Origin of the sequence: Paenibacillus sp. PvR133, assembly GCF_017833155.1 — a bacterium.
Classification (GTDB): domain Bacteria; phylum Bacillota; class Bacilli; order Paenibacillales; family Paenibacillaceae; genus Paenibacillus; species Paenibacillus polymyxa_B.
On the sequence record NZ_JAFIBS010000001.1, the window covers coordinates 710139 to 736895 of the forward strand.

The following is a 26757-nucleotide window of genomic DNA, read 5'->3' on the forward strand; positions in this document are numbered from 1 at the left end:
CCATCTTACCAATTATGTAGGTCGGCTATGCCGGGGATGATTATAATTTGGTTACGTTAGCGGCTTGTGGTCCACGTGCGCCTTCGACAATGTCGAACTCCACGTCTTGTCCTTCTTCAAGTGTTTTGAAGCCTTCTGTTTGAATTGCGGAAAAATGTACAAATACGTCGCCGCCGTCAGACGTTTCAATGAAACCATAACCTTTTTCTGCGTTAAACCATTTTACTTTACCTTGCATGCACTAACATTCCCTTCGTCATCAAATGAAGTGAAGCTCTCGCCCACATTTCCGACTATACCACCCAAAGTTATCCATTGTCAATTGGAATTGATAATGTTTTCATTCATAGTTATTCCAATTTTACAAAGCAATCTATTTCTATAGATTGAAATGGTATATTAGGCAAAAGAGTTTACTATACAAGTATAGTAAACTCTTTGTGAACGTTTGAAACTCCTAGGAAAAAAACATTGAAAATTTTTGTTATTTCTTTTTTACTTAATTATAGTAAACTACCGTTGGCTGGGGCTCAATTCCTTTTGCATAGTAGTAATTCAAGTTACTTACAAAATCAATTACTTTCTTTGTATCCAGATCATACACAAGAATGTCTGGATCTCCAGCCATATCAATAAAATCCAGGCGTCTCGGCGTAGTTCTGCCACTGGTGTCAACAAAAGAGGAACTGTGATACGGTGGATTGCCAGAACTATATGCAGATTCAAAATAGGTAAAAAGCGTATCTGCATTTAGAACAATCAAAACAGCATTATCAGAGCTTGCATAATTTGAGGTATACTTCACAGGCGTAGTGATACTTTTAACCCGAACATCTGATACATTATGACTCCTTGAAGAATAACTGCCACCACTGGAAAAGTTGAATTCTCTTGACCATTCCAAATTCGGGTTTGTCACCGTTGTATTGGCAATTTGGGTCCCATTCACCTTAATATCTCCGTTTGGATACTCAATGACCGTATATAACAAATTGTTAGAGTAGGATGTTAGCTTGGCCGCCTTACCATTAATCGGTGTATCCGCTGGCGAGGCCGCATTCATGTGGATACTATAGCTTTCACCTACCGTTCCTGTGGAGGTAACACGAAGTCCCCAGTCCCCTGCTTTTAAGTCTGTAGCAAACTTCAATTCAGAGGCCTTTCCTCCAAAACCCGTCAAACTTGCTGTCCCCGTGCTCCAATCAATCGAGTACAAGTCAAATCTATAATTGGGATTACTGGATTTGATCTGAGCCAGAATGCTTCTATCCGTAGGTACGTTAAAGAACCAAAAATCTGTTGGATCAGCTGTCGTTAAAGAATCAGTGAAACTCATGAGGTCACCGTTCACATTGAAATTAGACATTAATGTAACCCGATGATTGTTCACTTTAAGAGTCTCGCCATATACAGCCTCAGTCGTGCTAGTAGGTTCCAGCGCTTGAGTCGTATTAAGCGAAAGTGACGTATCAGTATCCTTCGCCGTTGAACTTGATGAGCTGGCCTCAACTGAGGCTGGAGCTATTGACATACTGCTTAAAACTAAAATGGCTAATAAAATTCCAGAAAGGTATTTTCCCCACTTCATAAACATCATCCCTTCTCAGAATATTTAAAATTATTCATAGATTGAAAATAATTCCTATGGATGATGTACTAATTCTATAACATACTTAATTATCCTTTATTCTAAGATTTCGTCTTAGACGATCTTACATTGAATCTATGAACGAGCATTGATCAGCACCCTCGTCCAATAATACCAACTTTCCATTTTTTGAATTCTGTAACCACACTTTATATATAAATTCAATGCATTGTAATTTCGACCTTGTGTTGAAACTACTAGTTGTTCAATCGGCCTGCTTTCAAGAAACACCTTTAATTCTGTTAGCAACTTCGTGCCCATTCCATTGTTTTGATGTTTCAGATCAATTCCTAAAAGACCGATTCTTGCCTTTCTATTTATTAGATTTTCTTTAATTGTCACAAATCCAATAATTTCTCCATTTAATTTAATGACAAGACAATAATCATCGAACGCACCAGTAATAGACTTTTTCACCCATAGTTTATATAACTCATCCACTTTTTCAAAATTAAAAATATGTGGATAACAAGAATATCTACTATCCTTAAATAATCCAGTCATCATATTTTGTAAAACAGGAAAGTCATGCTCCGTTGCTAATACAAGAGAACTTTTATTCTGTGCATTAGTATCTATTCTAGTCTCAAATGTTACTTTAGTATCCGCTAAGTGGAAATTTTCATTTTCGAGAAAATGAATAGTCGTTATATCATCAATTTTACAAAGTGCTTGTATAAAATCTAATTGATTCTTTTCTATCACATGTTGAAAATATGAGCTTGTAACTGGAGAAGTAGTAGAAACTTCCGCCATATTCATAGCAAAAAAAATAGAATCCCAATGCAAAAGCCTTAGCATCCTAAATCCCTCCAACTATACTGTCGAAAAAAATCGTATATACAATCTACAATCTTATTTATATCTGACTCTTTTATATTAAAATAGAGAGGTAATCTAATTAAGCGTTCGCTCTCTCTAGTTGTATAGGCATCCTCACCAATAAATGAACTATGCTTTAATCCTGCCTCGGAACTATGAAGCGGCACATAATGAAAAACAGCCATGATTTCATGTATTTTCAAAAAATTCAATAGTTCGGTTCTTATTTCTAAATCTCTTACTTTAATATAAAACATATGAGCATTATGGGTACTATTAAGAGGTATAAATGGTAAGTCGATTAAATTTAATTCACTCAAAGGCTGTAATAGATTAAAATATAAATTCCAGCTAACCAATCTATTCTTTGTAATCATTTCTGAGGCCTCAAGTTGTGCCATTAAAAATGCAGTGTTTAGTTCACTAGGGAGGTAGGAAGAACCTATGTCAACCCAAGTATACTTATCTACCTGACCTCTAAAAAATTTAGATCTGTTTGTCCCTTTCTCACGTATTATTTCAGCCTTTTCCATAAATGTTTCATCATTAACTAACAAAGCGCCACCTTCCCCGCAATGTACATTCTTGGTTTCGTGAAAGCTGAGACATCCTAAGTGACCAAGGGTACCCAGTTTCCTTCCTTTATATTCGCTAAGAATCCCTTGTGCTGCATCCTCCACAACTGCCAAATTGTATCTATTCGCCAACTCTAAAATTTTATCCATATCACAAGCTACTCCAGCATAATGCACTGGGACAATTGCTTTTGTTTTATCTGTGATCGCATCTTCTATAAGATCTTCATTAATATTCATAGTATCAGGTCGAATATCCACGAATACAATCTTAGCTCCTCTTAAAACAAAGGCATTGGCAGTGGATACAAACGTATAAGATGGCATGATAATTTCATCACCCTGTTGGATATCCAAGAGAATAGCAGCCATCTCCAGAGCATGTGTACAAGAAGTCGTTATTAATGTTTTTTTTACATCAAAAGTTCTTTCAAACCAGTTTGCACATAAACGCGTAAATTCTCCATCCCCCGAAAGATGTCCACTAGAAAATGACTTTTCGACATACTCTCCTTCTTTGCCTACGATTGCCGGTATATTGAAATTTATCATTATCATCTCTCATTTCAGCAAATTATGTGGTAAAGCCCATGCAGCTTAATAAAAGTGTGGTGATTTAGTCATAGTCTCTATAATTTCTCTCATAACCTTTTCACTGTCAAAAATTTCATCAGCCCTATTTATTGCTACAGATCTTTCGCGTTCCCTAAATACAGGATTTTCCCAATTTTTTATAAATGTCTTCACTTCATCAAAACTGTTAATATGATAGTACTCTCCTGCCGTGTGAGCAACATCTCCGAAGGCATATGTAAAAACGGGTAGCCCTTGCCGTAAAGCAATGGCAGCAGAAGTACCGCCTCCAGATCGAACTGTGTTTAAATACGCGTCACACACTTCATAAACAGCGGCTAAGTCCCTTTGAACTCCGACATGGACAGATTGTTTTTCAAGAGTGACATACTGATTCGTTATCTTTTTATAATTTTCAAGTTCACCTATAAACATAATGCGGGTATGATCATTACATTTCAATAGATCGTCTAGTTCTGTTAAAAAAGAATCGTCTAGCTCCGTATCAAGGCGATTACCTACTACGGCCAATACAAAATTATCCTCGGCTAACCCCCAATACTCTCTATGCATTTTAGTCTGTGGAGGCGTATATTTATAAGTAAACACACTCTCAATAACTGATTCTCGAGACCTATTTAATTCTTCTAGCGTGTTCAAATCTGCTGTGTTTATTTTTCTGGGCAAAATTGAAAATGTGCTCTCTGAGATGGGGAGATCATAAGCCAATGGCAGAGTAATTACGGGCACAAAATTAGAAAATAAGTCGGAGCTTAGATTTGAGCCTGAGATGGATAAAACAAAGAGCGGCTTTAAATGCAATATCATTTGCATAAGCTCCATTATTTGGCTACCATTTGGCATTTCTTTTTGACATTGAAAGAATGGAATACTTAAATTTTCATACATTAGCTTGTCAGTTTGATTGTAACCCTCAACATAGTTAGATAGGACAGCTCCGAAATAAGGCGTAGCTATAGAGCGGGGCATGTCTGCGGTATTGATAAGGAAAATATTTTTTTTGAGATTATATAAAGCTTTGCAATGATCTAGTGCTACTTGTGTTGGGCTATGTAACATAGAAAGCACCTGTCCAGCTACAACAACTACAAAATCTTTGTTGCGTTCTTCATAAGGAATCCATTTCGCCTCGTTTGCAATTTGACTATTAAAATACTCAAAATATTTTCGATATATCCTTCTCAGTCTGTTAGTATTTTTTTCTGTTTTCAACTTAGGAGTAGTAAAAAGAAAGCTCGTAATTTGCCAGTAAATAAAATGAAGCACATCTATTCTTACTTCTTTTTCTATATATTCAAAAATATCATCCAAAAACTTCTGATCCATTGTACAGGTGAGTAAAAATGACGTTAAATATATTCCCCAATTCTTATAATCTGATATCATTTGTTCGATTTCAGTTACTATCTCTTGACGACTATTTGAATTTATACTTTCAAAGTTTCCAATTAATTTGGTTAGTTCATGATCCAGTAATTTGTATACTTCCACATTCGACAATTTATCATTTGACAGTATTTTTTCTATTTCAAGCGTTGCCTCAGAATAGCTCATTAGGAACCTCTTTTCATTCTATCATTAGGGTTTGTTAAGGAAACCGAATTTAGGCGTGGAAAGCCAAACAATCTCCTAATCTCCCTTTTCATGCCCCAAATCAAATCTAATTTTGGATATAAAAAAACAAGGGACAAACACAGTAGTTCGTTCCCGTTCACATCCTACAGATCACAAATACGATGACGTCCCTAGGGGAGGTAGACGTATACAGTCTATTCTATCCATCCAAAACTCTCTGTTATCAGAAACCCCTCCTTCTCTTGTACTAAAAGCACCAACAAATCCATTCTTCACTAGAACTGGAGTTAGTTTGTCCAACATTAACTTTTGGTTAACTCCACCACCAAAAGCAGGCGTATACCAGATCGGGTTTATACCTAAAACACTCTTCATCCAATCTTTACAAGGGCCGATTTCAATATCATAAAATTCCTGTGGATCGCCATTGTAAGGAATATGATTATGAGCATGCACACCTATAGTCATTCCTGCCTGGCTCATTTCAACTATTTCTTCTGTACTTATATAAAAATCATTTATAAATTTTTGCTTATCGGGAAACAAGGACTGAAAAATAGACTCGAGAAAGATAGTTGCTTCCGTAACAGATAATTTAAAATTAAGCATAAATTTATTGTATCTGCGGAGTTTTTTCTGTTCATACTTATAGATTTGGCTCTCCTCTTCCACACCGCTCGTATCATATGTTCCACTCAATAATTCCCATAACTCTTCATCGGATTTGAAGGAGAGCACCGTGTGTACCAAATGAACTAATGGAACGTTACCTGTGAGGTGTGGACCAGACATGACTGTAAAATATGCAGGAATTCCTTTTCTTTTCAAGATGTCAAAAGCAAACGTATATTGGTCTTTTGTACCATCATCAAACGTTAGTACACACCATGGTTCCGAGTTGGACTTATCAATCTCGTCTAACGAGATAATTCGATGTGTCTTGCTAATTAAATCTAGCTGTTCTTCAAAGTCATGGGGATGCATGGGAACAATCCCACCCCATCCTTTCTTCTCACGTACATAGTGGTACATCGCAGCAATATTACCCATTATCAATTCCACCCTTTAGGAAGTGGCCAAATGTTGGGACGATCCATATCTCCGTCAGTTTTAACAAGATATATGTCATTCACTTCCGTATTTTGAAAGTAACCTTCATTTTTTTTAATTTTCCATACAAAATTAATGGGATTAACACGATAACGAAAAGGCTGGAACAGGCCTGCCAATCCACATTCCTTTGGCGTGTAGTCTATATTTTGTTTTTTAAAACCGATGGATTCCAGAACATGCTCTAAACGATTTGAACTTAACTGAAAATCCGCCGCAACACACCCTTGGTCACGAGCCCATGACAAAACCCCAGATACCATCTCAATCAAACGATGATCTGCTATTCCTTCCCAAACCTCCGCATTAGCTGGGATGATTTCTATAATCCTTAATACTTTTGTGCCGTGGGTACTCCCCTCTGGAGCATATACTCGATCTAGACGTGCAATTACAATCCCCTCAGCAGTGGAATCACCGAAAAATAAATACTTATAGCCCGCACTATTTATATATCTCCATTCCCAAAAGGAGGCGCTACGGTACTGCGAAAGTGAGAATCGATGTTGAATACTTTTAATGTATAATTGCTCTAACTCCTCACCCGTAATATTGAGTATTGGGCTGTATGAATGTATCAATCTTTCCTCAACACCTGATATCCATTGTCCAATAACCGAATGATCGAATGAATCATTTAGTAGGTTAACATAACCGTTGGCGTCAAGCGGAATGATGTAACGGTTCAAATGATCTGAATACGAATACCCCATACGTTCATACATAGGTACCACTTGAAGATTACAACCTAAGGTCACGCACACCGAATTATACTTTTCAGCTTCTTTCATAAGCATAATGCCCAAGCCACTGTTTCTATACTTCTCTGATACAATCCACATGGCGAAACTGATACCTTTATATTGTTCTCCGTTAGAACTATACTCACTAGGAATGACCCCAAGGAACCCCTCAATACAACCATTGTCAATCAGCAGTAAACTTTCCGATAAACCATTCTCGTCAATCCGATACTGCCAATCAAACAATTCTTTGTTATAGATAGCATGCTCTGGGGACCAATTAATTCTCATAAACGCAACCAGCGACTCATAATCAGAATCTTTATATTTTACAATTTCCAATAGCTTTCCCCCTCCTTTTTATGCGTTATATTTTTCCACATAACACTTCAAATAAATTATTAATTATGAATATTATTCAAAATATGCAAAATGCTTTGCACTGAATCTATATTAGCTATTTCATCAATGGGAATAGACACATTAAAATTAGCTTCAAGTTCCATCACTAAATTCAATTGATTGAGCGAATCCCAATTTTCAAAGTCACTTTTTACCGATCCCAATGTCACTTTTTCGACAGACACATTCATAATTTTAGATATTATCGATTGAACTAACTCAAATTTATTCAAAAAGAGCACTCCTTAAGTAAGATATGATGAGGTAAGAATATCTCTCCTAGATCTAATTCATTGTTTTTGGATACATCCCTATACTTCTTTGAAATAAAGTCATAAAAAGGTTTATTCTTTTCTGTTTTTATATACATACCCTTAATACTATGGGGGGAAAAATGCTTGGTAACTAAATAAAGCATTGCTTCCTCAATTCCCTTGCCCATGACACGACAACTCATAACAAAATCATGGATTTCAGCCTGACCTTCATCATCACATGAAACCGAAATCAGTCCTGTATAACCTGCATTTCCAAATTTGTCTTCCACTTCAAATAAGATTGCATGATTATTCGGCAGTTCACTCCAGGACCAATACTCTTCAATCGTAAACCTGCGGGTTGCCATGTTAAACTGATTCGTTTTATTCATTAACTGGACAGCACGTGTTAGCAATAATTTATTCAATTTATGTGGAGTCAGCTTAATTTCAAGTGAATGTAGCCATTCTTCCAATGATTCTACGTTTAACTTTATCGACTCTCGCTTTTGCTCCTGTTTGAACCAGTCTGTTCGTTTACGATCCTCCAACGTTATAGCAGGAGTCTCGAAACAATCCAGTTGGCTAATAAAAACAGGGTATTGGGTAACATCAATAGGTAGGTCAGGTACATATACTTCTGGAAGAGCCTGCTTGATACGATCTCTTTCAGATGGATTATCGTCTAGAAATACAACAGATTGCAGACCTAGGTTGAGCTCCTTTACAATTTCAACCACATTGGCAGCCTTGTCGTTCCAGTTGATTCGAATTGAAGAAAAGTCCTTTTTTCTCAGAATCATTTCCGGATGCTGTTCTATCATTTCTAGTGCTATCGGTTCGCTGTTTTTACTGCATATAGCCAGGATGACACCTCGGTTACTCAATCTGTGCAATTCTTGCTGAAAAAGCTTGAAACTCTCACCGACGGGATCAATCCCCCCCAGTTTGATGTTGTCAATACCATCGTCACCAATCACGCCACCCCAGAGTGTATTATCCAGATCACAGATAATTAACTTTTTACTTTGTCCGTATAGACCACTAATGATTGATTTTAGCTCATTGGATACAAAGAGAAAAAAATCGCGAGAGAACTGAATTTTCCCAAGTGCATACATTTTAGCATCGTAGCTTTTTTGCTGGATTGCTGCATACCAATAGCTAGAATCAAGAATGATAACATGCTCGTGCTCTTGTAGTCGTTCTGAAAGACGTAGATTCATTTGCATAAGTACATTGCTTAATCCTACATTGTGCTTTAATGTCATCGATTGTATCCAACGGTAATGAGGTGGGAGGGACCAAGACACAACAAAAATATGTTTTGCTTTTCCCTCAGCCCTGATAATAAGCTCGCAAAATTGATCGACTTCATTAAGAACATCACCGATATTAATTTCCTTATACTCCAGCAGTTTATTAAAAGAAGGAATTACTTTCTCAGGACTTGTCCATAAAAGCAACATATCCTTTTTTTCCGACCATACGGAGTGATCAGAATTCATAAGAACCTGATTTACTTGATTATAAGGAGCTTCTGTCACTTCTAACGTCAAATCTTGATAAGATCCCTCTAGAAAACGAACCATCGGATTTAGATTAGAATCAGAGAGGATTAATAGTTTATTTTTTCTCATTTATTTTCTCCCCCATAAATCAAGGTTCAACTTACTTCATAATGGCGACACTACCACATAAGTCACTTATAGGAGTGTACTTAACACCATGTTCTCTACAATACTCTCTAACCGCCTGTTTTACACCATGAAATCGAGTACTGTTGTAGTCATGGATTATAATATATCCCCCATCTGACATCTTAGGATAGAAAAATTTTAATCCTTCGAGAATAGGCTGATACAAATCAACATCCAAACTAACAAATGCAAAAGTTTCATTCACGTCACTTGCTGATTCTGGAAAATACCCTTTTTTCACAATACAATTTTCTTTATACATCATTTTATTCAGTACTAAGTCCACATCCGAATTGCAAAATTCTCCTGCAACCGAGTTCGAAAAATCACCTTTATTTTCGTTATCAATATCCTTCTGGTCAAAACCGCTAAAGGTATCAAATAAATATAGTTGACGATCAGGAAAAACCCGGTTAATATACTTAGAAAATTCCCCCTTAAACACACCGAGCTCTGCTACACTTCCCTTTACTCCGCACTCATTTATTTCATCAGCAATTTGCCGTAATAGAGCCAGCCTAGTATCAAATTTCAAACTCATAAAATAGTCAATAATTTTTTCCTTTTCAATCGACAACTCTTCAGTTAGCTGTTTGTACACTGATTCTCCATGAATATTCGCTATAATTACATAATCGAATACAAGCTTACAAATTTCATTAGGAGCAACGACCGGTTTGGACAAAAATTTCGAGCCTTGTTTAGATCCATCATTGTCTGCAAATGCGATAACCTCGAATTCATCACTTAATAGATAATGAACACGAAGTCCTCCGTCACCTGCACCAAAAATAACTACCTTTGCTTTATCAATCAAATTCTACACCTCTCCCGAAATAAGCATCATAAACATAATGACTGAATAAATGCTCTTTTTATGCAAAACATAGCTGTGCTAATTGAGTTCAATATTATATTCATCGAAAAAAGGCCTTCATTTGATTAATAACAAAACTCTGCTCATCCACCGACATATTTGTTCCAGAGGGCAAACAAACTCCTTTTTCAAATAATATTTTGCTAATATCCAAGCCACCTTCATGAGCATAATACACGGCATCTTTAAAGAGTGGTTGCAGATGAAGCGGCTTCCATACTGGTCGAGATTCAATATTATCTTTTCCTAAATAACCTATTAAATCACTAACGCTTGTACCAATAATTTCAGGGTCTATTATCATTGTTGTCAACCATCGAGTAGACTTACCAAAACTCTTTTCCGGCATAAATTGTATTCCATCAATTCCTGATAGCTCATAGCTATACTTTTCAAAAATTTCTCGTTTCTGTTGAATGCGTTCGTCCAACACACGAAGCTGCCCTCTCCCTATACCAGCTAGGACATTACTGAGACGATAATTGAAGCCTACATCCTCATGCTGATAATGTATCGCCTTTTCCCTCGCCTGAGTTGCGTAATGTCGCGCTCTACTTAGTGCTTCTAAATCATCTGAAACCAGCATGCCCCCACCTGAAGTAGTAATAATTTTATTTCCATTAAATGAAAGAATGCCGAATTTCCCAAGCGTTCCACTCATTTGCTTGCCGTAAGTTGCTCCGAGTGATTCCGCAGCATCTTCTACAATTGGCACCTCGTAATAATCACATATTTTTTTCAAGCGATCGTAGTCTGCACTCTGCCCATACAAATTGACTATAACTACAGCTTTAGGTTTCTTTCCCTTATCTGCATAAGTCTTGAATGCTCGCTCTAGTGCCTCAGGGGACATATTCCAGCTGTCTGGTTCCGAATCGATAAAGACAGGAATTGCACCTTGATATAAGATCGGATTAGCACTGGCAACAAAGGTAAGAGAAGAACAAAAAACAATATCATCCTTCTCCACACCAAGCAATATCAAAGACAAGTGAATTGCTGCTGTTCCAGAACTTAGGGCAACTGCGCCTCCACATCCTAAGTAATTTGCCACCTCTGATTCAAAAGCGTCTACATTTTTACCTAGTGGAGCAATCCAATTCGTTTCAAAGGCCTCTGCGATATATTGCTGTTCAAGCCCGCCCATATGCGGTGAAGATAAATAAATTCTATCTCGATTGGACATTTTGTTTCATCCCTTATCCTTATAGGTTTTTTATTACTTTGGCCGGACAACCCACAGCTATAACGTTTTCTGGCAAATCGCGGATGACACAAGAAGCAGCACCAACGATGGTATCGCACCCTACACGAACACCAGGTATAAGACTTGCACCTATTCCGATATGAGCACAGCACCCGATCTGAACTCCACCTGCCATATGTACACCTGGGGAAATATGCACGAAGTCTTCTATTCGGCAATCATGATCTATAGTAGCCGCCGTATTAACAATGACATGCTCTCCAACATACGCATCAGCGTTAATTACAGCATTAGGCATGACAACCGTCCCCTCCCCAATGAATGCGCTGGGTGCGACTACAGCGCTTGGATGAACAGCAGTACCAAATTGGACTGGAGCAACTTTTAATTGACTTACAATCTTCCTTCTGGTTGTATTATCTCCGATTGCCACAACGAACAGCGCCTCTGGATACAGAGATAATAGTTGAGCAATCTGATTACGGCCCCCCAAGATCGGCAATCCGTTCCATGCTTCTTCTTTACAATGGTCATCCAGAATACCAATGATTTCTTCACCACAGGACCGTAAAATATCCACAATAACCTTGGCATGTCCTCCTGCTCCAAAAACAATATAGCTCAAGGCCGATCCTCCTTAATAGGTAATTGTCTTTTGAATAAGCTGCTCTGACTTGGATGTTCGGTTCAATATATCTACGATGCGAGAGCTTGTGTTATCTCTACTGTAAATATTGTCGGCTGCTTTAACAATTTGTTGGAAAGGCTCAGACATTGCGTACTCCATTGCAGAAGTCAATTCGAGCTCGTCAGCTGCAATATCTATTGTGTTCACAGAACGTTCTCTGCCTGTCTGGCGAGTTCCGATATTAATGACTGGAACATGAAAGGAGGCAGCCTCAATAATCCCCGATGAAGAATTTCCAATTAATATTTTTGCGTTTTTCAACATCGTCAGATAATCAAGTTGCTCAAAACTAGTTACAAGGTGCATCCCTTTTCTTGCAGCAAAACGATTATACACATCAACGATCGCATCAGCTCCAGCATCCGAATTGGGCATCACACAAATTACCTCATTCTCCCCAGCCAAGAGAACTTCCATCATCTTACCAAGGATGTGCATATCCGCTTCTTCCGTGGTGACAGGATGATAAGCAAACAGCACATAATCGTTATCTATATTCAGATCGTATTTACGTTTCGTCCTCTCTAGCTCGGGCAGGGAAGTGTTCATCATCGTTTCAATTCTCGGAGCACCGACTACATGAATTCTCCAAGGTTCTTCGCCAAGCCTGATTAGGCGCTCTCTGCTTCCATTTGTAGCCACAAAGTGGATGTGGGCCAACTTACTAATCGCATGCCGAACAGACTCATCAATCGTGCCGGATACTTCTCCACCATGCAAATGAACAAGCGGAATGTTCATGTGAGAAGATACAATCGCAGCTGCAAGCATTTCTCCCCGATCTCCTAATACAACAACGAAATCTGGTTCCAAAGCTTCTACGGCTTGTGTCATGCCCATGATTGCTATTCCAATAGAGCGAGACATATTAGCATGAGTAGATCCTTGCAGCAGACAGTCTACCTTAGCAGATACACGAAATCCGTCCTTTTGGATAGCGTCCAATGTATACCCATGCTGTGGAGATAAATGCATGCCTGTAACCAACAGGTGGAGCTCCAGAGCATGTTCTTCCTCAAGAGCCCGCAAAACCGGGTAATATATCCCATAATCAGCTCGTGTTCCGGTAATCACCAATACTTTTTTCATTGCACATCATCCCATGATAACAAATAGTCTTCATGTACATCCTTTAAAAGCTGCTTACCAACCAAGTCATCAAAATATTTAGGCTCTATTCCAGTGCCCGGACGCTTGATAACTAGATCTTCTCGAGTTAATTGCTGGCCTGTTTTTTTAGGTGTAGCCATCACAACACTTTTTCTTGCAACGGCTCTGGTGTTTTCCTCGGAAGGCATACATCTTTTAACACCATCCCCTAAAGCCTGCTCCACATTTCGAATCGCAAGAACCATCTTTGAAAAGTCAGCAGGCTCCAGTGAAGCCTTATGGTCAGGACCTGGAAGATTTCGATCCAATGTAAAATGCTTTTCAATAATTCTCGCTCCCAGTGCTGAAGCCGCTATAGCGATCTCAATTCCAGCCGTATGATCTGAGTAACCTGTGACCTTATTAAAGGCTGTAGATATTGTCTTCATAGCTAGCAGATTCACATCTTCTAAAGGCGCCGGATAGTCAGAAGTACAGTGTAGTAATAGTACTTCACTTTTTTTAAATGCTTGTAACGATTCTCCAATTTCATCTAAATTAGACATCCCGGTCGATAGAATAATCGGACGCCCATAGCTATCAAGCTTCTGAAGAAAGGGGATATTGTTCATATCTCCTGATCCTACCTTGAATGCGTCAATATGAATTGAATTCAGAAACTCAGCACTTTCTTCATCAAAGGGTGTGGAAAGGAAATCTATCCCTTTATCCTCACAGTACCTTTTCAAAAGAACAAAATCCTCAAAGCTCAATTCCAACTGTTTTAGCATATCTAGTTGGCTTTCAGCTGAATTGGTATTTTCCGTCTGATAATTAGCCTTCTGGGCATACTTGGTTACCAGCTTTTCGCTTTTAAAGGTTTGGAATTTCACCGCATCGGCACCGCATAAAATCGCTTGATCAATACACTCGAATGCAAGCTCCAATGATCCATTATGATTGACTCCTACCTCCGCGATAATATAGATAGGGTGGTTTTCATTATTTGATAAGAGGTTTTGCATGTTATATTCCTCCCTCCTACTGCAAGGATTCCTTGTGATTGGATTCTCTCCAAAAAAACTCTGCCATTTTTAAATCAAACTCGTCATCTATGTCAATAGATCGTTCTTTAGGCATAATGTAGCCACAATTATTAGGACCAACCAGAGTGTCACTATTCATTAACAGATCTCTTTTTACGATATAGATGGCTCCATTTAGAGCATGTAGTTCTTTCAGATCTTGTCTCCTCAAATGCTCCCTTTCACCTTTCAGGTAGGGCGTTAGCCGTCCGTTATCCATTTCCCTTAGTAAATAGGGTTGCACTCCAGACAAAGTGACACTTTGAAGTGAATCAGCCTGATGATCTAAAAATATTTTATATGCTTCTTTAATGTCCATAGCATTTCGCAGTGGAGATGTGGGCTGTAGCAGCATAATAACATCAAAAAATTGATTTTGCGTCTGCTCATAAAATTCAACTGCATGCTTCAATACATCAATGCTTTTGGCCTCATCGGTAGCCAGTTCATCGGGCCTTATAAACGGAACAGCCGCTCCGGCTTGGCCCGACACACGAGCAATCTCTTTACAATCCGTTGAAACTACAACTTCGTCCACACAACCACTATTTAGTGCAGCTTCAATGCTATATTGAATGAGCGGTTTATCATGTAACAATCTTATGTTTTTACCGGGTAAACCTTTTGATCCAGCCCGCGCAGGAATAATCGCCAAACATTTGTGATTGCTCATCATACAATACCTTTTGTGAAGCCTAATCCGTTCTGTTCAATAAGCTCCCGAATGGCTTTCGGGAAAATCTGTGGTGCAGTCATCGAAGAATATTCTTGACGAATTGCCCTTTGAAAACCTTCATATTCTTGCTCTGCGGTATGAAATAACGAAGGAATGATATACATCTGTCCATTCTCCAACGCTCTTTCAGATTCCTCAAGCGTCATGAGTTCCTCATATAGCTTCTCACCCGGCCGGATTCCAGTCTCAATGATTTCTCCACGATAGGGTTTACCAACCGCCTCTTCATATGAATCAACCAAGCATTGGGCCAAATCCGTAATTTTGAGAATCGGCATTTTCAGTACAAATACTTCTCCACCTTGCGAATAATGCGCCGCATCTATGACCAATTGAGCGGCTTGAGGAATAGACATCATAAACCGAGTCATCTCTGCATGTGTGACCGTCACTGGTTTCCCTTTAGCAATCTGATCACGGAATAATGGAATAACAGAGCCCCTGGATCCCATAACATTTCCAAAGCGGACACAAGAGAAAATGGTACGTTTGCTCCCTTTATACAAGTTGGCGGCAGAAATTAAACGTTCTGATAGCAGCTTCGTGGCCCCCATCGTATTCGTTGGGTTTACCACTTTATCTGTGCTGATGGCTACTACTTTTTCTACATTATGCTCAATAGCCGTCTCTATCAGATTTTGTACGCCAATAACATTCGTTTTCACTGCTTCCATAGGGTTATACTCGCATGCTGGCACATGTTTGAGAGCAGCAGCATGAAAGATATAATCCACATCCTCCATAGCATAACTCAGTCTTTGCTTGTCCCTGATATCACCGATCAGATAACGGATATTCGTATATTCTTTTAATTCCTGCTGTAGATCAAACTGCTTGCTCTCATCCCTACTAAAAATCCGTAAGGCTTTAGGGTTATACGATAAAATATTACGTACAATCTCGCTTCCAATTGAACCTGTGCCGCCTGTAACCAGTACGATCTTGTTGGTAAACATAATGACCTCCGGAGTGTAAAACGAATAATTTATATATCTTTACGGATCACTGCATCGCTATCTGTTTTTTTATCTAAACGGCGAATCGATTCCGAAAACATTTCTTCAAGTATTGGGATTTGTGCTGTGATATCCTGTAGCAGCTTACCTAGATGCTCATAGATTAGATCAGACTTACGAGTCAACTGATGTTCTGTAACAATCACAGGGAGCATCTGATCAAAACGCGCAATTTCGATAGGCATAATGGACTCAAATATAGGTGAGAACCATTCCCTGTTGGCAATCAACCCCCACATCTGCTCTATGGATTCCACCATATTCTGGGCCTTTGCCGGTTTAGTTCGACTAAACTCGCGTAATTTATTCATAAGCTTCTGAATGGCTACAATCTCAGAGCGTACATTAGAGAAGTCCTCAAGTGTCACTATCAGCTTGTCTCTGACGTCCTGCACCTTATTCATATCAACAGCAAGATTTTTTTTGTTTATCAAATCAGCAATTGCATCATTGTCAACATGTTCCGAAGCCATGAGATCGTAGATCTCTTCCATAGGCTTAAATGGAGCACCCTCAATCGCTGCACCGTTGCGACTTGAATTGACGAATTCAAGTCGTGGAAGGGCAGCAATCAGATTTTCGAGCCCATCCTTCATCAGGGAGAAACTCTCATCTGTAAAGTTGTATGTCCCCTTTACATTCAGCACTTTCTTTGGTGCTTCCTGCACTATCTTATCCGTAGTTTCGGCTGCAAAGTGCTCTATCCCATCTGCGTAAAACTTATTATCAGGAAATGATAAATCCTGACCTGCAAGTATAATTCGTTTAGCCCCTAGACAGGCTGCTACCTGAATAGCCGTTCCTGCAACTGTTTCTGTAGGCGATATAAAAAGCTCTTCTCTACTGAGTCCTAGGAAATACTGAGATACATCATCGCTTTTCATAATACTATGAATTTTTTCTGCGCAATTCTGATCCGAAATCTCATAATAAGATGAGGAGGTAAACAGTAAGGGCTGTTCCCTCGTTGCAGAGGAAGCAAAGATCTTTTTATTCACTGGATGTCCATCCATAATGACAGCAAGGTGAGGCTGAATTCCATGCTTTATTAATGCCTGAATACTCGAGCCTGCTGAAATAATCAGTACATGCGGACGTAATTTTTTCAGGCATTCAATATCCTCCTGTAACGATGGTCCCGATGATACCACAACCGCCGTTGCACCTTCAAAAGCATAAAAAATTTGTTCAATGGAAGGAGTGTACAGTACATCAGATAGATGATATAAAAAATTTCGAGTCCATTCTTCTCGAAAACGATGCTCTGTATGTTTATCTACCAAAAAGCTATAGCGATATTCCTGAAATTGTTCCTTTACTTCACGCAGCATACTCATATCATCGGTTAGATACTTACGCAGCGCAATAAACACTAAATCTTCCATCATGTAACTACTCAGCATGTGAAACATCATATCGAGTTGAGAATCACCAACTGCTAGCCAGTATAAATTGGGATGCTCCAATAAAAGACTGAGGTCATAGTCCGTTATTGCCTTCCTAAACAGCTGCTCATCCGGCTCGTATACAAACAACCAGTGGTTCGGGTACAATTCGAGGAGATCAGCAATACTGAGCCCTCTTTCAAACCCGTATACAAAAATAATCTTCCCATTCCCAATAGATCCATCAACAGCATTGAGCCAAGCGATATCCCTTTCAAAAGACTCGGTAAACAAAGGTATAGATAAGTCATCATTCGGCAAACTATTTAAATGGGTTGCAACATGAGGAAACCTTTGCTCTAGAATTGTATGGTTTATTTGTAGTTGAGACAAGGTAATACCACCGTTTCGCATTAAGATTTGTTAATTAGTATATCGGATTTACTCTTAATGGAATGAACCTTTTCACAAAAATACCCCTATTCTAACCGAATAGGGGATGCTCCATAAAACATTTTTTATTTGCGATGATCAATAAACAAACTGTCTACAGAATAAGCTTGTTGGTATGCATGCTGCTGCACACGAATGGCTCCACGTTTCTCCATCCATTGACCAGCCTTATCCTTTAGTACATGCATACGCTGCAAAATTACAGAATCGTTACTTAGTATATCACGAATTTTCTGCTTATCATTTTCCGTTAACGATGGTTGATAGGGCTGCATCTGTTCTACAATGCGCTGCCTTTGATCTGCAAACTGTTCAAACTCTTCCTCACTTATATTCAGAAGGTTAGATAACACTGCTTCTGTCCTATGTTGCAGCTCTTCAAGGAGTACTTGCATATTAGGATCTGCCATCACACACTACCAACTACACCAGGCATTTTCATGGCTTCCAACCAAGCTTCCCGTAGGTCAGTCAAATGTTCCAGCACCTCTTGTGCCGGAGCGGCTATTTTGTGAACATTCGCCTCAATCAGCTCATGCAGCATATATTCATACACTCGCAATAAGTCATGGGATATTGGATACTCAAAATTCAACGCAGATATCAACTCGTGTACAATCGCTTGCGCTTTACACAAATTATTATTTGCTTTCTCGTTATCCTTATTCTCTATCCCCTCAATTCCCGCACGAAGGAAACGAATAGCCCCATCGTACAGCATAATTAGCAGTTTAGGCTTGGAAGCAGTTTGCGCTTGAGTCTGCCGGTATTTCTGATAGGGTGTATTGATCAATTGTAAAACCTCCTTTATGACGACATGCCAGTAAGACTCGAAGATGTACTATTATACTTGCTGATTGCCGTCTCCATCGCGGTGAATTTTTTGTAATAGTTAGTTTCAATCATCGTTAGACGGCTAGTCATGTCACTAATTCGACGGTCCAGGCTCGACAATTGCTCTCCCATTGTGCTCGTAGAAAGAAATGAAGCAGTTAGGTCCTTACTTACTTTTGAAGTACCAGCTGTATCTGCCATTCTTTGAAGTGAGGTATTCGAAATTTTCTTTAGTTTAGCAAGAACACCATCTTGTTGTGTATATTTATTTGTTAATAGGGTACTTGGGTCCTGTTTCCCGAAAAAGTTCGCGACAATATCTGGATCTTTTTCTACTGCTGCACGCAATTTGTCTGCATCTAGAATAAGCTTGCCTTTGGTATCATACGTCCCCGTAGTGATTCCTAGCTCAGACATCATTAAGGGCTTATTCTTACCATCCGCGTCAACTCTGCCGATATCTACACCTTGGATCATAGCACTACGCATCTCAGATAATGTATCCTGCAGGATAGGATCGTTTCTAAGCATGCCACTCTTGGCCTTGGTTGTCCAGAGCTTGGCTTCATCATCACTCATAGCGGCTCTTTGTTCCGTCGTAAGCGGAGCGTATTTTTTATATCTCTCTTCACCAACCTTGCCATTGAGTGTAGCGAGAACATCATTATATGCATCGACAAAGCTTTGAATATTCTCCACAATCTTATCGGTATCTTTGGTAGCTTCGATTTTTGTAGCAGCACCACCGGCTGCCTTTAGTGTAATATCAATGCCATTAATGGTAAAATTATTTGATGACTTTTTGACTTCAAGTCCATTTACCTTTAGCACAGCATCGGTTCCATTCGTTGAAGACAGTTTAAACTCACTACTAATTTGAGCGTCGATATTGAATGCTTGTGAACCGGTAGTTTTGCTCGTTAATGACAAACCCGATTTGGGGTCATACAGGGCCGTTACTCCTGTCTTACTGTTATCATTAATTTTTTTAACAAACGACTCAATGGTTTCGTTTGCATCCACATCAATAGTAGCCCCACCAACCTGAACCGTGCGAGCTGCTCCATCAGAAAAGGCAAGTTCAGTGCTTGCCTTCTCCGACCATGAACTGTCTGAGACAGATCTTGCAGCAGTAGCGAGATTGGTTACGGAGATATCCAGTACTCCACTGGCAGATGATGAAGCTGATGCAGACAAGGCATCACTATTGCCCGTCACGGTTACTTTCTGGGGATTTATTGAAGCAGTACGGCTTAATGTCGTCAGTTTATCTTGTAGAAATGAAACTATTTTAGTACTGCTTTCGCGATAATTTTCCCTTTTCCATTCCATTAATTGTTTCTGTTGATTCATTTTGTCGAGTGGTACACGCTCAGCTGTCATCAGCTTTTTAACCATTGCATCAACATCCATGCCTGAAGCAAGCCCGCTTATTCTAGTTACCATGGTTGTATATCCCCCTATACTTTTTTATCGATAATAATCCCTGCAATTTCCATCATTCTAGCCGCTATATCTAAAATTTTTTCGGGAGGTACCTCACGAATCAGATCGCCCGTTTCCTTGTTCATCACTTTTATCATGATTGCATGTGTCTTTTCATGCACAGAGATCTCAAATGTCTTCTGTGGACCTTGTATAGCATCAATTACTTTCTGTAGTTCCAATACTGCTTCCTCATGTGTCGGTTGCTTCTGACCGTTACCACCACTGGTTGTTCGTACAGCATCTTGTGTAGGAGCATGATTTGCTTCGGCATCTGAAGGGGCTTCACGTTTTATTCCTGCTGATGGCTGAACCGGCAACAGATTTCCAGTGCTAGAGGGGATCATCGAGTCCATAGAATAACCTCCATTAGTATTTTTAAATACAATAGAACCGTTCTATATTTGAAAAGCCAATACATTATATATCGGTAAAAGCGTGTAATTATTTATGAAAAAACTAAAATAAAACAAAAAAAGATCCTGCAAAAGCAGGATCTTTTTTTGTAACGGCTGTCGTTTAAAATTAACGCAGCAACGACAGTACGCCTTGTGGCGCGGAGTTTGCTTGTGACAACATGGATTGCGAAGCTTGCAGCAAGATGTTGTTTTTGGACAGAGCAACCATTTCTTTTGCCATGTCAGTGTCACGAATACGGGATTCGGAAGCTGTCAGGTTTTCTACAGTTGTGCCCAAGTTATTGGAAGTATATTCCATACGGTTTTGCATAGCACCGAGGTTCGCACGTTGCTTAGCAACCGCTTCAATTGCAGCTGTTGTAGCAGACAAAGTAACTGCAGAAGTAAGACCTCTGAAACGAGCGGAACTGATACCTTTAATAGTAATTACGAACTTGTCATCATCAGCTTGGATTTTAACGCCTGCTCCGCCAGAAATTGAAATACCGTTGAATTTTGTGTTGGACAGGATTGCGTCAATTTGACTACCCAATTGACCAAGCTCTGCTTTGATGTTGGATTTATCGCCAGCACTGTAAGTATCATTGGATTGTTGAACGCTCAGTTCTTTCATACGAGTCAGCATGGAGGATACTTCGTTCATTGCACCTTCAGCTGTTTGTGCGAAAGAGATACCATCTTGAACGTTACGTTGTGCTTGTTCCAGACCACGGATTTGACCGCGCATTTTTTCGGAAATGGAGAGACCAGCAGCATCGTCAGCTGCACGGTTGATACGCAGACCTGAAGACAATTTTTCCATGTTTTTGCTTGCTGCCGTGTTGTTCAATTGCATGTTACGGTGTGTATTTACTGCCGGTAAGTTGTGATTGATAATCATTTTAAATTTCCTCCCTGAAATGGTTTGATTCCCACGTCCTTGTGGTATAAGCGTCTTCACAGGTCGGCCGCCCTGAAGAATTACCGCTCTAAACTATATATCGACCCTTAAGCTAGAATTGTTTATAGCATTCAAGCTTTTTTTCGAAATATTTTCTTAGAAGTTTACGACCCGGTTATTTCGATTTAAAATCACCATTTTATATAATGATGACCTTGCCCAAATCCAACCTGTCCATACCTAACTTAAGCCATCAAACAATACCCAGATGGAGATTTTCGGTATTACGATAAACGCGGTAATACATGATTATATCAATTACTGTTCCAGATAAATAAGCATAAAATCTAGTCAAACAAAGGCCGACACTTTACTCGTGTCGGCCTTTCTCAATGAATGTGCACTACTATCATTGGTGGATCAGGACTTTCTTTTCTCCATCTCCAACATAGCACTTTGAATGGCATTGGAATCCATAACTGCAAATTGATTGTTTTGCTGAATAGCCTCAAAGACTTCCTTTCGATAGATATCAATATCCTTAGGAGCAGAAATACCAATTTTTACAGTATCGCCATCGACGGAAAGAACCGTGACGACAATATCATTCTGAATTACAATGGATTCACCCTTTTTACGTGTTAATACCAGCATTAGGACTCACCGCCTTTGCTGAACTCTGTTTCATTCCATAAGGGATGCTTGATAGTATATTTCGTATTCTGCAAAACAATTTGCTTCCCCGTTCGCTGCTCAATGTTAAAGATTAATGGCGCAAGCAAATTAACCGTCGTTTTGGATTGATCGCTGTTCCATGTGCAGATACATCGTACTGCTATCTGTTCTTGACTGGTAATTCCAATATCCTCTAGGGCATCATCAGATAGTTCAAATTCATAATCTTTAAAGAAATCAAATGGATTTACGGTGATAAAAATAGTAGCTGGCTGCTCTACTGCACTGAAAAGACTAAATAATTCATTATGCTCCTGTAGCTGAAATTCCCGAAGTTGTTCAAATCCTGGTATTCCTTTCGGAAACACATAAAGACTAGTATTTTTATCTTGGTTCTCTTCATCTAATTTCTGTTCTGGGGTCATAAGTAACTCCTCCTATATATAGTAACAAAAAAGCTACGGACCACTCGTCCATAGCTTCAAATTATAAATGTCAAAGATAAAAATCAGCTCATAAAGTCCATCAGGGATGGCTGCATGATTTTAGCTGATGATTTCAGGGCGGCTTCGTAAATGGTTTGGGCAGATGTAGCTTGAATCATCAGACTAGCAACATCCGCATCTTCCGTTTTAGCTTGAAGTGTCGTCAAATTCAAATTCCGCTCTTCCAAACGGGATTGTATCAGTTCAACCCGATTCGTACGTGCGCCCACTTCAGACAAACTGGTCTGCATTTTAGTAAAGCGGGATTCAATACTTGAAAGTTGACTCGATATTGCTGTACTATTTCCGCTGCTTAGTGCAGAAGATATAGCATCCATGACCTTAAAAACATTATCAGCATCTGTCGATTTCCCAAAAAAATCGCTACCGGATGTATTTACCCGAAATGCATCTTGGTCTCCAACTGCATAGCTGACAGCGGCTTGATCCGGATTGATCTGATCATAACTTGTTACTGTAGCAGAAAGCTGATACGGCGCCTGATCATAATTTTGTCCATTAAAAACATACTTCCCACGAAGCTGGCTGTTACCAATATTCATCATTTGTTCTTTTAACTGATCAACTTCTAGCTTAATCGAATCCAAGCCGGATTGAGGTAATGTTTCACTTGAAGCCTGTACTGTCAGCTCTTTAAGACGCTTCATTACATCACTGGCTTGTTGCATGGTTGTATCAGTGAAATCCAACCAGCTAACAGCCGCATCTGAGTTTGTCTTGTATTGTTCATTAGAAGCTAACTCAGCTCTGTAACGTAGCGCATAAGTTACCCCTACTGGATCATCTGAAGGCTTATTCAACTTACGACCAGTCGAAATCTGATTCTCCATTTTACCCATATTATTATTATTTCGATTCAGGTTACTGAGCAGTTGCATACTGGTCATCCCTGAAGTCACTCGAATTGGCATGGCTTACTCCACCTTCTCATTATACTAGAGACCTACGCGGCCTGTACCATTAATCAGTTTGTCTAACAGTTGATCAAAAGTTGTCATGAACCGGGAAGCTGCACTGTAAGCATGTTGAAACTTGATCATGTTCGACATTTCTTCATCCAGTGACACCCCGCTGACGGATTGGCGGTTCAAGTCCACTTGCTCAGTCAACAGCTGTGCATTCTGCGATTGTCGCTCTGCTTCCTGAGTTTGGACGCCTAATTGCCCAACAATTGCACTGAAGAAGTCATCTACAGTGGTAGTTTGCGCTTGAGTTGTATTAAAACCAAACTTCACATTTTTTAGGCTCGCCATAGACAATGCCAAAGCATTGTTACCTACAGTTACCTTTTCATTAGCTGTTCCCGTTCCATCTACACGCAAAGAGCTGGCAATTTTATTGGGATCATCTTGAATATCCTTATTCAGCGTAATGTTACCTGCTGTAATAGCAGCTCCATCTTTGGAGGTAAAGAACGCTCCGCCCTTTTGTGGTGTCGTACCACTAAGGGTGTATCCCAACTGATGGAGTCCATTAATCCCTTGTACAGTTACTTTCAAATCCGCGGTCAAGGTTCTGTTGTTATTCGCATTCGAGTAAGTCACTGCTGCATTGTTGACACCTGAATTTAGTACCGTTCCCTCAGGCAGAACTGTACCTGCAGGTAAAGTAATTTCAATGTTACCATTCGCCAGCGTATTAGCTAGCTGATCCATCTGAGTTTTGTAATCTGCTACATATTTATCTCTGGATAAAACCATACCGTACACTTCGCCACCAGTTAACGTTCCACCTTGATATGCAGCCTCAAGGCCAGCCGCCGTAATAGCAGTTACCTCTGTACCCGCTACAGCTATCTGTCCTGCCACCGTTACCTGATAACCGTTATCCAGCTGAGTTACCTGCACATTTGCAAGCTTGGACAACTTATCAACTGCATAATCCCGCTGATCACGCAAGTCATTTGGATTATCCCCAAGTTGTTCCAACTTGTAAATATTACCATTCAGGTCCGCTATAGACTGCAATAACGAATTCATCTCAGATGTTTTTAATGTAACGTTATTAGTCAAATCAGAACTGAGTGCATCCAGTTGCTTGCTAGCCTGGTTCATCGCATCTGTCAGAGCAAGCGTAGTCTCTTTTACAATTTTACGATTCGTGACATCCTGAGGATCTTGGCTCAGATCGGACCATGCATCCCAGAAATTATCCATGACCTTACGTATACCTGTATCCGAAGGCTCATTCATAATGGTCTCAAGCTTGTTCAGTGTGTCATAGCGAATGTCCCATCCACCTTGAGAAGAACTTTCATTACGATACTGATCGTCCAAAAACGTCTGACGGACGCGCTCAATAGCAGTGAATTCAACCCCTGTACCCATTTGACCTCGTACAACGGAACGATTCAAACCGTAGGCTTCCATAGAGTCCGAGGCCTTCATACTAACCACTTGTCTGGAGTAACCCGCTGTGTTGGCATTTGAGATATTGTGTCCGGTTGTATTAAGTGCTGCCGTTTGTGTGTTTAAGCTTCTTTTCGCTGTTTCTATACCATGAAATGTTGAGACCATATTTTCCTCCTTCAATTAGGCGCGTGTATCAAATAGTCCCGCTCGTACAGTAGAGGTACTTTTGTCAGCTGGACGCTGATAAACCGCTTCAGATTCCGCATAATATGACATACTCTCAATAGAAAAATCAATATAGGAAAGCGCCTGTTGTATAAGCTGTTGATTCAACTCATTTAATTTTTTCAATTCTACAAGCGTATCCGCTAGATTTTTTTGAATGTGAAGGAGGCGCTGCTTGTCTTCTACATCAAACACAAGACGAGACAACTCCGTAATATTAAGATTCAACTTGGATTTAATACCACGTTCCTGCAAAAATTCATATGCTGCCTGCAGGCGTCGCTCATCCAGCTGTTCAATGTGTCTGGACATCTTCGATTCCTGGTTCATGACTAGAATGAGCTGATCTACCTTATTTGATATCAGTGCTTCTTTTTTTTGAGTTCCTAATGCAATCAACTGCTCGTGAGCCTCTCTAAGCTGCTCCAGCACATCAATCAATCGCTCTAAAGGCATATTCCTTCACCTAGCTTTCAGAAGACTGCTTGAAGTACGGCAACAGCTTCTCTGCAATTTTATCGGCATCCACACGATAGGTACCAGAAGCTACTTGCTGCTTAAGCTCCTGAATTTTCTTAACGCGGTCTGCATCACTGCTGCGGTTCAGCATTTCCATTGCTTCCGGAGAAATCGAAACCTCGTCCTTGCGGCGGGATTTCTTTTGCTCCTCTTGACGTCCTGTTTCAATATTTCGCTGATATGGATTAATAGCTCCGATGCGGTTGGTCTCGTTAATTTTCATAACTTCCACCTTCCTTAGTTATTTGATATGGTCAGAATGTATCAGACGACATAGCGTCGAACATGGTTCGTATTATGCCTCACTTCTTTATTTTGTGCATGGTTGCTAAAAATAAAAAAACCGATAAGCTCTATAAAGATTATCGGCGGTATTTGAAACTTTTTGAATAGCTGAATGCGTTTTTAATTCCCCTGTACTACTTTCCACGAAGTTTATCAATCGCGCTGTAGGTACCTGAGCCCATATTATTACTTTGATCCTGATTACTACTTTCGCGTACAGCCTGATGCAGGTCTTTAGTCAGACGTGTTCGACAAGAATCGCACATATGCCCTTCACGAATCGGTATCCCGCATACCTCGCAAGGATACGTCATATTGGGCGCATTAGCAATGGAAATACGTCCCTCACGTATAAATGTCGTGATTTGCTTTACGGATACCTCAGTAGCCTCTGAAAGCTCATGCATATGAATGCCCTTATTTTCACGTATATGTTTGACACAGCGTTCGTATTCAAATTCAATTTCCTTAATACAGTTCTGACAGATTCCCCTGACGTTCTTAATAAACAGCTTTCCACAGCGAGGACAGTTATCCAAATTCATCCTCTGTAGCGCCCCTTTCCAATTTCCGATCTTTAATTACTTTTATCCTTACATTAACTTATAATGAAGAG

At 39.7% G+C, this 26757-nt stretch carries 29 protein-coding genes; all 29 read right to left on the reverse strand.

What is annotated here, in order from left to right; translation table 11 throughout:
- Window positions 1–40: 40 nt before the first annotated feature.
- The 29 genes from JOE49_RS03095 to JOE49_RS03235 all read right to left on the reverse strand — a co-directional run bounded on the left by JOE49_RS03095 (window position 41) and on the right by JOE49_RS03235 (window position 26686).
- Window positions 41–238: a cold shock domain-containing protein gene (locus JOE49_RS03095; RefSeq protein ID WP_013312263.1), complete on the reverse strand. Its 198-nt coding sequence runs from the start codon at window positions 236–238 to the stop codon at window positions 41–43.
- Window positions 239–499: 261 nt separating this feature from the next.
- A complete protein-coding gene (locus JOE49_RS03100) occupies window positions 500–1588 on the reverse strand; it encodes a hypothetical protein (protein WP_069080794.1) in 1089 nt (362 codons plus the stop codon).
- Window positions 1589–1723: 135 nt separating this feature from the next.
- The gene (locus JOE49_RS03105) at window positions 1724–2449 is read right to left on the reverse strand and encodes a GNAT family N-acetyltransferase (protein WP_209940539.1); all 726 of its coding nucleotides are present in this window, start codon (window positions 2447–2449) and stop codon (window positions 1724–1726) included.
- Window positions 2443–3597 (reverse strand): dTDP-4-amino-4,6-dideoxygalactose transaminase, encoded by a 1155-nt coding sequence (rffA, locus tag JOE49_RS03110; RefSeq protein ID WP_209940540.1) that lies wholly within the window; start codon window positions 3595–3597, stop codon window positions 2443–2445. The genes JOE49_RS03105 and rffA overlap by 7 nt, the downstream gene beginning before the upstream one ends.
- A gap of 45 nt (window positions 3598–3642) precedes the next feature.
- Window positions 3643–5193, reverse strand: coding sequence for a glycosyltransferase (locus JOE49_RS03115; RefSeq protein WP_209940541.1), 1551 nt, complete (start codon window positions 5191–5193; stop codon window positions 3643–3645).
- Between the two features lie 171 nt (window positions 5194–5364).
- Window positions 5365–6264, reverse strand: coding sequence for a polysaccharide deacetylase family protein (locus JOE49_RS03120; RefSeq protein ID WP_069080792.1), 900 nt, complete (start codon window positions 6262–6264; stop codon window positions 5365–5367).
- A gap of 2 nt (window positions 6265–6266) precedes the next feature.
- Window positions 6267–7409 carry a GNAT family N-acetyltransferase gene (locus JOE49_RS03125; RefSeq protein ID WP_028542138.1) on the reverse strand — a complete coding sequence of 381 codons (1143 nt, stop codon included), beginning with the start codon at window positions 7407–7409 and terminating at the stop codon, window positions 6267–6269.
- 59 nt (window positions 7410–7468) lie between these two features.
- Window positions 7469–7702 carry an acyl carrier protein gene (locus JOE49_RS03130; RefSeq protein WP_028542139.1) on the reverse strand — a complete coding sequence of 78 codons (234 nt, stop codon included), beginning with the start codon at window positions 7700–7702 and terminating at the stop codon, window positions 7469–7471.
- Complete coding sequence (locus JOE49_RS03135; RefSeq protein ID WP_028542140.1) at window positions 7699–9366, reverse strand: HAD-IIIC family phosphatase; 1668 nt, start codon at window positions 9364–9366, stop codon at window positions 7699–7701. The genes JOE49_RS03130 and JOE49_RS03135 overlap by 4 nt, the downstream gene beginning before the upstream one ends.
- Window positions 9367–9397: 31 nt before the next feature.
- The gene (locus JOE49_RS03140) at window positions 9398–10243 is read right to left on the reverse strand and encodes a TylF/MycF/NovP-related O-methyltransferase (RefSeq protein ID WP_053326232.1); all 846 of its coding nucleotides are present in this window, start codon (window positions 10241–10243) and stop codon (window positions 9398–9400) included.
- Window positions 10244–10343: 100 nt separating this feature from the next.
- The gene (locus JOE49_RS03145) at window positions 10344–11489 is read right to left on the reverse strand and encodes a DegT/DnrJ/EryC1/StrS family aminotransferase (protein WP_028542142.1); all 1146 of its coding nucleotides are present in this window, start codon (window positions 11487–11489) and stop codon (window positions 10344–10346) included.
- Between the two features lie 19 nt (window positions 11490–11508).
- Complete coding sequence (locus tag JOE49_RS03150; protein WP_209940542.1) at window positions 11509–12135, reverse strand: acetyltransferase; 627 nt, start codon at window positions 12133–12135, stop codon at window positions 11509–11511.
- Between the two features lie 12 nt (window positions 12136–12147).
- Entirely contained in the window at window positions 12148–13287 is a 1140-nt protein-coding gene (gene neuC / locus JOE49_RS03155; protein ID WP_209940543.1) for a UDP-N-acetylglucosamine 2-epimerase, read from the reverse strand.
- Window positions 13284–14312 (reverse strand): N-acetylneuraminate synthase, encoded by a 1029-nt coding sequence (gene neuB, locus JOE49_RS03160; protein ID WP_209940544.1) that lies wholly within the window; start codon window positions 14310–14312, stop codon window positions 13284–13286. Before neuB ends, neuC begins: the two co-directional genes overlap by 4 nt.
- Window positions 14313–14328: 16 nt before the next feature.
- On the reverse strand, window positions 14329–15027 hold the full coding sequence (locus JOE49_RS03165; RefSeq protein ID WP_245248339.1) for an acylneuraminate cytidylyltransferase family protein: 699 nt from the start codon (window positions 15025–15027) through the stop codon (window positions 14329–14331).
- Window positions 15028–15044: 17 nt separating this feature from the next.
- Window positions 15045–16064 (reverse strand): UDP-N-acetylglucosamine 4,6-dehydratase family protein, encoded by a 1020-nt coding sequence (locus JOE49_RS03170; RefSeq protein ID WP_209940545.1) that lies wholly within the window; start codon window positions 16062–16064, stop codon window positions 15045–15047.
- A 29-nt stretch (window positions 16065–16093) separates the two neighbouring features.
- Window positions 16094–17902, reverse strand: a complete 1809-nt coding sequence (locus JOE49_RS03175; protein ID WP_209940546.1) for a motility associated factor glycosyltransferase family protein — start codon at window positions 17900–17902, stop codon at window positions 16094–16096.
- Between the two features lie 125 nt (window positions 17903–18027).
- On the reverse strand, window positions 18028–18372 hold the full coding sequence (locus tag JOE49_RS03180) for a hypothetical protein (RefSeq protein WP_209940547.1): 345 nt from the start codon (window positions 18370–18372) through the stop codon (window positions 18028–18030).
- On the reverse strand, window positions 18372–18755 hold the full coding sequence (gene fliS / locus JOE49_RS03185; RefSeq protein WP_039271489.1) for a flagellar export chaperone FliS: 384 nt from the start codon (window positions 18753–18755) through the stop codon (window positions 18372–18374). Before fliS ends, JOE49_RS03180 begins: the two co-directional genes overlap by 1 nt.
- A 14-nt stretch (window positions 18756–18769) precedes the next feature.
- Window positions 18770–20242, reverse strand: a complete 1473-nt coding sequence (fliD, locus tag JOE49_RS03190; RefSeq protein WP_209940548.1) for a flagellar filament capping protein FliD — start codon at window positions 20240–20242, stop codon at window positions 18770–18772.
- A gap of 14 nt (window positions 20243–20256) precedes the next feature.
- Window positions 20257–20637, reverse strand: coding sequence for a flagellar protein FlaG (locus JOE49_RS03195; protein WP_209940549.1), 381 nt, complete (start codon window positions 20635–20637; stop codon window positions 20257–20259).
- A gap of 169 nt (window positions 20638–20806) precedes the next feature.
- On the reverse strand, window positions 20807–21580 hold the full coding sequence (locus tag JOE49_RS03200) for a flagellin N-terminal helical domain-containing protein (protein ID WP_039271495.1): 774 nt from the start codon (window positions 21578–21580) through the stop codon (window positions 20807–20809).
- A gap of 420 nt (window positions 21581–22000) precedes the next feature.
- Window positions 22001–22234, reverse strand: a complete 234-nt coding sequence (gene csrA, locus JOE49_RS03205) for a carbon storage regulator CsrA (protein ID WP_209940550.1) — start codon at window positions 22232–22234, stop codon at window positions 22001–22003.
- The gene (locus tag JOE49_RS03210) at window positions 22234–22680 is read right to left on the reverse strand and encodes a flagellar assembly protein FliW (protein WP_209940551.1); all 447 of its coding nucleotides are present in this window, start codon (window positions 22678–22680) and stop codon (window positions 22234–22236) included. Before JOE49_RS03210 ends, csrA begins: the two co-directional genes overlap by 1 nt.
- 83 nt (window positions 22681–22763) lie before the next feature.
- Window positions 22764–23672: a flagellar hook-associated protein FlgL gene (gene flgL, locus JOE49_RS03215; RefSeq protein WP_076294043.1), complete on the reverse strand. Its 909-nt coding sequence runs from the start codon at window positions 23670–23672 to the stop codon at window positions 22764–22766.
- A gap of 24 nt (window positions 23673–23696) precedes the next feature.
- Window positions 23697–25277 carry a flagellar hook-associated protein FlgK gene (gene flgK, locus JOE49_RS03220; RefSeq protein ID WP_071558139.1) on the reverse strand — a complete coding sequence of 527 codons (1581 nt, stop codon included), beginning with the start codon at window positions 25275–25277 and terminating at the stop codon, window positions 23697–23699.
- 15 nt (window positions 25278–25292) lie between these two features.
- The gene (locus tag JOE49_RS03225; protein ID WP_209940552.1) at window positions 25293–25793 is read right to left on the reverse strand and encodes a flagellar protein FlgN; all 501 of its coding nucleotides are present in this window, start codon (window positions 25791–25793) and stop codon (window positions 25293–25295) included.
- Between the two features lie 10 nt (window positions 25794–25803).
- Window positions 25804–26079, reverse strand: a complete 276-nt coding sequence (flgM, locus tag JOE49_RS03230; RefSeq protein WP_013312286.1) for a flagellar biosynthesis anti-sigma factor FlgM — start codon at window positions 26077–26079, stop codon at window positions 25804–25806.
- A gap of 196 nt (window positions 26080–26275) precedes the next feature.
- Window positions 26276–26686 (reverse strand): TIGR03826 family flagellar region protein, encoded by a 411-nt coding sequence (locus JOE49_RS03235; RefSeq protein WP_023990675.1) that lies wholly within the window; start codon window positions 26684–26686, stop codon window positions 26276–26278.
- Between the last annotated feature and the right edge of the window lie 71 nt (window positions 26687–26757).

What these genes read in the sequence shown, in the direction of transcription:
- JOE49_RS03225 (WP_209940552.1), bottom strand. Translation starts at nt 25,793, where the DNA reads ATGCCTTTAGAGCGATTGATTGATGTGCTGGAGCAGCTTAGAGAGGCT.
- rffA (WP_209940540.1), bottom strand. Translation starts at nt 3,597, where the DNA reads ATGATAAATTTCAATATACCGGCAATCGTAGGCAAAGAAGGAGAGTAT.
- JOE49_RS03135 (WP_028542140.1), bottom strand. Translation starts at nt 9,366, where the DNA reads ATGAGAAAAAATAAACTATTAATCCTCTCTGATTCTAATCTAAATCCG.
- csrA (WP_209940550.1), bottom strand. Translation starts at nt 22,234, where the DNA reads ATGCTGGTATTAACACGTAAAAAGGGTGAATCCATTGTAATTCAGAAT.
- flgL (WP_076294043.1), bottom strand. Translation starts at nt 23,672, where the DNA reads ATGCCAATTCGAGTGACTTCAGGGATGACCAGTATGCAACTGCTCAGT.
- JOE49_RS03180 (WP_209940547.1), bottom strand. Translation starts at nt 18,372, where the DNA reads ATGGCAGATCCTAATATGCAAGTACTCCTTGAAGAGCTGCAACATAGG.
- flgM (WP_013312286.1), bottom strand. Translation starts at nt 26,079, where the DNA reads ATGAAAATTAACGAGACCAACCGCATCGGAGCTATTAATCCATATCAG.
- JOE49_RS03200 (WP_039271495.1), bottom strand. Translation starts at nt 21,580, where the DNA reads ATGATTATCAATCACAACTTACCGGCAGTAAATACACACCGTAACATG.
- JOE49_RS03120 (WP_069080792.1), bottom strand. Translation starts at nt 6,264, where the DNA reads ATGGGTAATATTGCTGCGATGTACCACTATGTACGTGAGAAGAAAGGA.
- JOE49_RS03235 (WP_023990675.1), bottom strand. Translation starts at nt 26,686, where the DNA reads ATGAATTTGGATAACTGTCCTCGCTGTGGAAAGCTGTTTATTAAGAAC.
- JOE49_RS03115 (WP_209940541.1), bottom strand. Translation starts at nt 5,193, where the DNA reads ATGAGCTATTCTGAGGCAACGCTTGAAATAGAAAAAATACTGTCAAAT.
- JOE49_RS03145 (WP_028542142.1), bottom strand. Translation starts at nt 11,489, where the DNA reads ATGTCCAATCGAGATAGAATTTATTTATCTTCACCGCATATGGGCGGG.
- flgK (WP_071558139.1), bottom strand. Translation starts at nt 25,277, where the DNA reads ATGGTCTCAACATTTCATGGTATAGAAACAGCGAAAAGAAGCTTAAAC.
- JOE49_RS03170 (WP_209940545.1), bottom strand. Translation starts at nt 16,064, where the DNA reads ATGTTTACCAACAAGATCGTACTGGTTACAGGCGGCACAGGTTCAATT.
- neuB (WP_209940544.1), bottom strand. Translation starts at nt 14,312, where the DNA reads ATGCAAAACCTCTTATCAAATAATGAAAACCACCCTATCTATATTATC.
- JOE49_RS03210 (WP_209940551.1), bottom strand. Translation starts at nt 22,680, where the DNA reads ATGACCCCAGAACAGAAATTAGATGAAGAGAACCAAGATAAAAATACT.
- JOE49_RS03105 (WP_209940539.1), bottom strand. Translation starts at nt 2,449, where the DNA reads ATGCTAAGGCTTTTGCATTGGGATTCTATTTTTTTTGCTATGAATATG.
- fliD (WP_209940548.1), bottom strand. Translation starts at nt 20,242, where the DNA reads ATGGTAACTAGAATAAGCGGGCTTGCTTCAGGCATGGATGTTGATGCA.
- JOE49_RS03100 (WP_069080794.1), bottom strand. Translation starts at nt 1,588, where the DNA reads ATGAAGTGGGGAAAATACCTTTCTGGAATTTTATTAGCCATTTTAGTT.
- JOE49_RS03195 (WP_209940549.1), bottom strand. Translation starts at nt 20,637, where the DNA reads ATGGACTCGATGATCCCCTCTAGCACTGGAAATCTGTTGCCGGTTCAG.
- neuC (WP_209940543.1), bottom strand. Translation starts at nt 13,287, where the DNA reads ATGAAAAAAGTATTGGTGATTACCGGAACACGAGCTGATTATGGGATA.
- JOE49_RS03095 (WP_013312263.1), bottom strand. Translation starts at nt 238, where the DNA reads ATGCAAGGTAAAGTAAAATGGTTTAACGCAGAAAAAGGTTATGGTTTC.